Raw genomic sequence first — 8,048 nt, 5'->3', positions numbered from 1 at the left:
GAATGGTATCTGGAGGAGTATTTTTTGAAAGCTCTTTTGGTTATAGCTATCACACCGGATTGCTAATTGTCTCAGGCGTAGTGGTGGCTTATACATTGTTTGGAGGATTTTTAGCTGTTAGTTATACAGACTTTATACAAGGATTAACAATGTTTATAGCTCTTATAGCTGTACCGATTTTTGGCCTTTTTAAAACAGGTGGATTTTCAGAAACAGCTTCTTCTATTCGTGAAGTAAATCCTGACTTGTTAAGTTTTACTGCAGGAGGTACTGCAACAGCTGCAGTGATTATTTCGGCATTGGCATGGGGACTAGGCTACTTTGGTCAGCCACATATTGTTGTTCGTTTTATGGCTATTTCAAGTGTTAAGGAAACGAAACAAGCTCGTCGTATTGGTATTGGTTGGATGTTCTTAAGCCTATTTGGTGCCATTGCTACTGCACTTGTTGGTATCGCTTATTACCAACAAAATGGTCTGGATTTGAAAAATCCTGAAACAGTATTTATTGCATTAGGCCAAATATTATTTCATCCTTTTATCGCAGGTATTATGTTAGCTGCAATTTTAGCTGCAATTATGAGTACAATTTCATCTCAACTAATCGTTACATCCTCAGCATTAATTGAGGATATTTATAAGGCGATTTTCAAAAAAGACGGTTCAGATAAGCATTATGTCTTTATGGGAAGAATGGCAGTATTAATCGTATCATTAATCGCTATTGTTCTTGCTTGGAGTCAAGATAACAAAATATTGGATTTAGTGGCATTTGCATGGGCCGGTTTCGGTTCAGCTTTTGGCCCAATTATTTTACTTTCTTTATATTGGAGAAAGTTAACAAATTGGGGTGCTCTTTCGGGGATGGTAGTCGGTGCAGTTGTTTCTTATGTTTGGGGAACTATTGCTTCTCTTCATGAAAGACTTTATGAAATTGTTCCAGGCTTTGTATTAGGGTTGATTGTTGCTGTGATTGTAAGTTTAATGACTTACAAGAAAAGTGATGAAATTGAGAAAGAATTTGATGAAACATTAACTTTGTTGCAAGAGGAACAAAAATGAGTATCTTATAAATAAGAAGAAACTGTAAATTTCCCGTAGTTTTATATATAGCTACGGGCTTTTTTACAAGTAAGGGGATGAGTGCAATGTTTGAGTTAGATCATGTTGTTTATTTCACGAAAAAGGCACCTGTAGATATTGCTAAAGACATAACTATTGAAGGGATTCAGCCTGTTGTGGGAGGAAGACATTTACAATGGGGTACATTTAATGCTTTATTTTATACAAAGAATAGTTACATTGAATGGTTAGCTGTTGAAGATTCAACTATAGCAAAGAGGTCAACTCACCCTCTTGTTCAACAATTACTTTATGATATTGATGATGGTGAAGGATATAAAGCGTTGTGTTTACGTTCCGAAAATTTGGAGGAAAGTGATAGATATATCCGGAAACTAGGTTATCGAACGACTGGAATTATTCCTGCAGAAAGAAAAACGGCAGATGGTCAAATTATTAGATGGAAAATGCTTTTCATCAAACATAAGCTTGGGGATTCTTTACCGTATCCTTTTTTTATAGAATGGGAGCATTCGTTTGAAGAGCGACAAAAAATGCTAAAAGCTGATGGGACAATCCAAAAAGGTAATGAAGAAATACGCATAGAAAGATGCGTATTTCAGGTAAAAGATGTACAGCAAAAACTAATTCAGTGGTCACGCCTATTATCCTTGCCGATTACAGGTAATACTTTAAGGTTAAAGAATACAATATTTTCTTTTCAAAAGTTACCAGAAGGTAAGGAACGTTTACAAACAATCGATATTGTGAAAGTTTGAGTTTTAGACATTTCTTATGTTAGGATGGACATAACTTATATTATGGAAGATTAAGGAGAGTGGAATTCTACTCTCCTATTGTTTTTGAGATTGTGATTTTGTAACGTGAAGGAGGAAGTTTTTTGGAACCATTTATAGAGAAAGCTGTATTAGTAGGAGTTAACTTACGTAATGACTTACACTTTGACTATTCAATAGAAGAATTAGGGAATTTAGCTGAAGCGTTAGATGTTGAGGTAGTTGGAGTAGTAACACAAAATTTAGAAAGAATAAATCCTTCACACTATGTAGGTACAGGAAAAATAGAAGAAATTAAACATTTTTATGAAGCAGCAGATGCAAATTTGGTAATATTTGATGATGAATTATCGCCATCTCAAATTCGAAATTTAGAGAGAGATTTGGAATGTAAAGTAATTGACCGAACAATGCTAATCCTTGATATATTTGCTAGAAGAGCAAAGTCAAAAGAAGCTCAAATGCAAGTTGAATTAGCTCAATTACAATATATGCTACCTCGTTTAGTAGGACTTAGAGACTCTTTAAGTCGTCAAGGTGGAGGTACAGGCGGTGGATTCAAAAACCGTGGAGCTGGTGAAACAAAGTTAGAATTAGATCGACGAAAGATTGAAGATCAAATCGCCAAACTGCATAAAGAATTAGAAAGTGTAAAAGAACAACGTGAGACGCAAAGAAAGCAACGTCGCAAAAGTGAAATTCCTATTGTTTCAATAGTTGGGTATACAAACGCTGGAAAGTCCACTATTATGAATCAGCTACTGAACAAAATAGATCAAGAAGATCATAAACAAGTTTTTGAGAAAGACATGCTATTTGCGACACTTGAAACGTCGGTCAGACAAATATCATTGCCGGATAATAAAAGTTTCTTATTAACAGATACAGTTGGTTTTGTTAGTAAGCTTCCACATCATTTAGTAAAGGCATTTCGCTCTACTTTGGAAGAGGCGAGAGATGCAGATTTACTTTTGCATGTTGTTGATGCATCAAATGATGAAAATCAGTATATGATGGAAATTACAAATAATACTTTACAAGCAGTTGGTGTAGAGGATATTCCAACTTTATATGTATTCAATAAATCAGATTTAGCCAATCTCGCTTATCCTTATGTTAATAACGAACAAATTTGGATATCTGCAAAAGAAGGAAAAGGAATAGACGAACTACTAGAACTAATTCGCAAACATATTTTCTCAAATTATGTAACTTGTACGCTTTGTATACCATTTGAACGTGGGGACATTGTATCGTATATGAACGAGCATGCACATATTATGGAAACTTCATATGATGAAAGAGGAACTATTATTGAAGTAGAACTTCATGAGGCGATTGCCGAAAAATATAAGGAATTTTGGTTAAACTAAAGAGGTAGCAAATTGCTATCTCTTTTTATATGTGTAAATTATGGGTATTTATGAATTGAAGTGTGTTTCTGGAAAATACAGCAATGTTATAGAAGGAGTTCCCAAAAGTTAAATAAATAATAATTTTCCACCCTCGTTAATCTCAGGAATCCTTTATTTATGGGGTTTTTTGTTATTTAAATAGTCTAAAAATATAAAATTATCTGTTTATTATGTTTTTTTGACAACTTCAAATTGTGCGTGTATAATGGACAACATCTTCACTAAATTATAAACCTATAATTTTTATAGTTTGAATTGTGAGACTATTTTTTATATTGAAAGAAGGAGAGTTTTCTTATGGCAACTAAAGAGGAAATCGTCAAGTCAGTTCCTCAAACAGGATTCTTCGGACATCCTAAAGGTTTATTTAGTTTGTTCTTTACAGAATTTTGGGAACGATTCTCATACTACGGTATGAAAGCAATCCTAATCTACTTCATGTATGATACTGTTCAAAACGGTGGTTTAGGATTAGATAAAACTACAGCTGCTTCAATCATGGCAATTTATGGTTCACTTGTATATATGTCAGGGATTATTGGTGGATGGATTGCTGACCGTATTCTCGGTACAAGAAGAACAATCTTTTGGGGTGGTATTTTAATCATCTTAGGTCACTTGTCTTTAGCAATTCCTGGTGGTTTAACATTCTTATTTGCTTCAATGATTTTGATTATTCTTGGTACAGGTCTTTTGAAACCAAACGTATCTTCAGTTGTTGGTGATATGTATGCAGAAGATGATACTCGTCGTGACGCTGGTTTCAACATTTTCTACATGGGGATTAACGCAGGTGCATTTATCTCTCCATTAATCGTAGGGGCAGTACAAAAAGAGTATAATTATCATGTAGGTTTTAGTATTGCAGCAATCGGTATGGCAATTGGTTTATTTATGTATACACATAAACAAAAACAAAAATTGGGCCTTGCAGGTCTAGAACCTAAAAATCCATTAAATATTCAAGAACGTAACAGTATCCTTAAAAAATTCATCGCTGCTGTTATTATCGTGGCAGTATTGGTAGTTATTGCAGCAATGTCAGGTATGTTATCAATTGGTAGCGTCGTTAACTTCTTTACTGTAATCGGCTTATTAGCTCCAATTGCTGTATTCATCTGGATGTTTACTAGTAAAAAAACAAAAAAAGAAGAAAAATCACATCTTCTTGCATATATTCCTTTATTCATTACAAGTACAATGTTCTGGGTTATTCAAGAACAAGGATCAACAATTCTTGCAGCGTATATTGATACTCGTACAGATTTAACAATGGGATCATTTAAAATTCCAGCAGCATGGTTCCAATCTTTGAATCCATTATTTATCATTACGATGGCACCAATCTTTGCTTGGATTTGGGTGAGAATGGGTAAACGTCAACCATCTACACCGATTAAATTTGCATTCTCACTTTTATTTGCCGGGGTTTCATTCTTAATCATGATTATTCCAGCAATCACTTCTGGTGGTAAAGAATTAATTAGCCCTTGGTGGATTGTTCTTTCATTCTTCTTAGTAGTCGTAGGGGAATTATTAATGTCACCAGTAGGTCTATCAGCAACAACTAAATTAGCTCCAGCGGCATTTGCAGCACAAACGATGTCACTTTGGTTCTTAACAAGTACTGCAGCTCAAGCATTGAATGCTCAATTTGCAAAATTATTTGCAAAAATTACTGAAGTTCAATATTTCGGATATCTAGGAGGAGCATCTGTTTTACTATTCTTAGTTATGTTAATCTTAAGCCCATGGATTTCTAAGAAAATGGGTAATATTCGATAAAGTGAAACGCCTGTAATAAGAGTCACTAATTGTGATAGAAACCTGTCCTAAAATCATTTTAGATGATTTTGGGACAGGTTTTTTTATATTCTCCAACTACAATACTTTTGCTGCGGAGAGGCATAATAACGTCCTTCTTCATTCTAATTGAGAATATGGGAACTCTAAACATCGATGGTGAAGGGGTTTATAGAGTCTTCGGAAAATATTTGATAATCATTTTCATTTAACTATTGAAATAGAATTTACTGATGGTATAATATGTATTGTAAGTAAATGATAATGATTTTCAATAGATTGTATTACTTATAAAATGGAAAAAGTCGGGGTTGTTATGAAGAAACGATATTTGTTTATAGCATTAATTGTTTTATCAATCTTATCTCTTTTTGTTGGGGTAAGTAGTATTTCACCAAAGGATTTGCTAGACATACATTCGGACAAAACACAAATTTTCCTTATTAGCCGTGTACCAAGGTTAATAGCCATTATATTGGCGGGGGTTGGAATGAGTATTGCTGGTTTAATCATGCAAAGTTTAAGCCGTAATAAGTTCGTTTCACCAACCACAGCAGGAACATTAGATGCCACTCGCTTAGGTATTCTTGTATCGATGTTGTTATTTGCAAATGCATCGATGTTAGAGAAAATGGCGGTTTCCTTTGTATTTGCTTTAGCTGGCACCCTATTATTTATGCAAATTTTGGACCGTATTAAATTTAAAGATGCAATTTTCATTCCGCTTGTTGGGTTAATGTTCGGAAATATCTTGTCTTCAATTACCACTTTCTTCGCCTATAAGACGAATACTATTCAGAATATTTCGACTTGGTTGCAAGGTGATTTTTCAATGATTATGAAAGGACGCTATGAATTACTTTATATAAGTGTGCCAGTATTAATCATTGCATATTTATATGCAAATCGTTTCACTGTTGCAGGAATGGGGGAAGACTTTGCGAAAAATTTGGGTCTAGCATATAAACGTATCGTTAATTTTGGGTTAATCCTTGTAGCGTTAATAACAACTACTGTTGTATTAACTGTAGGAATGATTCCATTTTTAGGGTTGATTATCCCGAATATTGTTTCCATTTTTAAGGGGGATCATTTACAAAAGACTTTACCTCATACTGCATTACTCGGTGCAATCTTCCTTTTGGTTTGCGATATCTTAGGACGATTGCTCATATATCCATATGAGATATCGATTAGTTTAATGGTTGGCGTTATTGGTAGTGCAGTCTTCCTATTCTTGTTGTTTAGGGGGAAAGCATATGCGTAATAGTATAAAGATTTTAATATTAGCAGGTTTGTCTACGATTTTTTGTGGATTATATTTGTTTCAAGGATTGAATGGTAATTATGATTACATATTGCCACGACGTATGATCAAATTGATTGCTATGGCACTGACAGGGGTTTCAATTGCGTATTCAACCGTTATATTCCAAACAATCACACATAATCGTATTCTAACCCCAAGTATTATGGGATTAGACTCATTGTACTTATTGCTGCAAACGGTGATTATCTTTTTCCTTGGCTCTAGCCATATGGCGGTGATGAATACACAAGTTAACTTCTTTATATCTGTTATCGCTATGGTTGGTTTTGCCTTACTACTTTACCAGTTTTTATTCCGCTCCGGCGGACGTCCAATTTACTTTTTACTTCTAGTAGGAATCATTGTAGGGACATTTTTAGGAAGCATTACAACCTTCTTGCAAGTATTAATCGATCCGAATGAGTTTACTCGAGTGCAAGATAAGATGTTTGCAAGTTTTAATAATGTGAATGGTGATTTAGTGTGGTTTGCATTAGTAATCGTCATCATTGTTATGATTATTGGATTGAGAATGGTCAATGAGTTAGACGTTTTATCCCTTGGACGTGATAATGCCATTAATCTAGGTGTCCCATATGATAAGGTTGTAAAACGTATGCTTATTATATCTGCTGTATTGATTGCTGTTTCAACAGCATTAGTTGGTCCAATCACATTCTTTGGATTAATCGTCGCTAACCTTTCCTATCAATTTTTTAATACTTATAAGCATTCCGTGTTAATCACGGGTGCAGCCCTATTAAGCTTAGTTGCTTTAATCGGTGGGCAATGGATTGTCGAACGTGTATTTACATTCTCAACAACTTTAAGTGTCATCATCAATTTCATCGGTGGTATTTACTTTATTTACTTATTATTAAGGGAGAGTCGATCTGCATGATCCAAGTAAAAGAAATATCCAAAAACTTCGGTAAAAAGAGAGTTGTTGATAAGGTAAGTGTTGATATAAAGCGTGGGAAAATCACGTCATTTATCGGTCCGAATGGGGCTGGTAAATCGACATTACTATCAATGGTAAGTCGATTATTGGATGCAGATACTGGGGAAGTATTACTTGATAGTACTGATGTGAAAAAAGTAAAATCAAATGATTTTGCAAAACGAGTTTCGATATTAAAACAATCGAACTTTATGAATGTACGTTTAACGATTCGTGAACTTGTTTCTTTCGGGAGGTTCCCGTATTCACATGGACATCTAAATGCGAAAGACCATATGAAAGTCGATGAAGCAATTCAATATATGAACTTAGAAGATATTCAACATGATTATTTAGATGAGTTATCAGGAGGACAACGACAAAGAGCTTTTATAGCGATGGTCATTGCACAAGATACGGAATACATTTTACTAGATGAGCCTTTAAATAACTTAGATATGAAACATTCTGTTCAGATTATGAAAATTTTACGCAAGCTTGTAGACGAGTTAGACAAGACAGTTGTCATTGTTTTGCATGATATTAATTTTGCATCTGTCTATTCAGATTATATTGTAGCTTTAAAGGATGGAAGGGTCATTAAGGATGGACCGACAAATGAAATTATTAACTCAGAATCATTAAAAGAAATATATGATATGGACATTCCTATTCAAGAGATGAATAGCTGTCGTATCTGTGTATATTTTAATTCATAATAAA

Annotated in this window: 7 protein-coding genes; all 7 read left to right on the top strand. The window is 34.2% G+C overall.

Annotated features, from left to right (window positions below; genetic code table 11):
• Positions 1–1,061: sodium:solute symporter family transporter (locus D1606_RS17665; protein ID WP_119417335.1), on the top strand; the 1,061-nt coding region annotated here is incomplete at its 5' end.
• Between the two features lie 86 nt (positions 1,062–1,147).
• Positions 1,148–1,840 carry a VOC family protein gene (locus tag D1606_RS17660; protein ID WP_119417334.1) on the top strand — a complete coding sequence of 231 codons (693 nt, stop codon included), beginning with the start codon at positions 1,148–1,150 and terminating at the stop codon, positions 1,838–1,840.
• A gap of 122 nt (positions 1,841–1,962) precedes the next feature.
• Positions 1,963–3,231: a GTPase HflX gene (gene hflX, locus D1606_RS17655; RefSeq protein ID WP_119417333.1), complete on the top strand. Its 1,269-nt coding sequence runs from the start codon at positions 1,963–1,965 to the stop codon at positions 3,229–3,231.
• 339 nt (positions 3,232–3,570) lie between these two features.
• A complete protein-coding gene (locus tag D1606_RS17650; protein WP_119417332.1) occupies positions 3,571–5,058 on the top strand; it encodes a peptide MFS transporter in 1,488 nt (495 codons plus the stop codon).
• Positions 5,059–5,392: 334 nt separating this feature from the next.
• A complete protein-coding gene (locus D1606_RS17645; RefSeq protein WP_119417331.1) occupies positions 5,393–6,343 on the top strand; it encodes an ABC transporter permease in 951 nt (316 codons plus the stop codon).
• A complete protein-coding gene (locus D1606_RS17640; RefSeq protein WP_119417330.1) occupies positions 6,336–7,286 on the top strand; it encodes an iron chelate uptake ABC transporter family permease subunit in 951 nt (316 codons plus the stop codon). The genes D1606_RS17645 and D1606_RS17640 overlap by 8 nt, the downstream gene beginning before the upstream one ends.
• Complete coding sequence (locus tag D1606_RS17635; RefSeq protein ID WP_119417329.1) at positions 7,283–8,044, top strand: iron ABC transporter ATP-binding protein; 762 nt, start codon at positions 7,283–7,285, stop codon at positions 8,042–8,044. The genes D1606_RS17640 and D1606_RS17635 overlap by 4 nt, the downstream gene beginning before the upstream one ends.
• The last annotated feature ends 4 nt before the right edge of the window (positions 8,045–8,048 follow it).

The organism is Rummeliibacillus sp. POC4 (genome assembly GCF_003576525.1).
Lineage (GTDB): Bacteria > Bacillota > Bacilli > Bacillales_A > Planococcaceae > Rummeliibacillus.
This window is presented reverse-complemented; position numbering and strand designations above follow the sequence as displayed.

Coding starts and splice junctions, on each gene's coding strand:
- D1606_RS17645 (WP_119417331.1), top strand. CDS start 5,393: ATGAAGAAACGATATTTGTTTATAGCATTAATTGTTTTATCAATCTTA.
- D1606_RS17640 (WP_119417330.1), top strand. CDS start 6,336: ATGCGTAATAGTATAAAGATTTTAATATTAGCAGGTTTGTCTACGATT.
- D1606_RS17660 (WP_119417334.1), top strand. CDS start 1,148: ATGTTTGAGTTAGATCATGTTGTTTATTTCACGAAAAAGGCACCTGTA.
- D1606_RS17650 (WP_119417332.1), top strand. CDS start 3,571: ATGGCAACTAAAGAGGAAATCGTCAAGTCAGTTCCTCAAACAGGATTC.
- D1606_RS17635 (WP_119417329.1), top strand. CDS start 7,283: ATGATCCAAGTAAAAGAAATATCCAAAAACTTCGGTAAAAAGAGAGTT.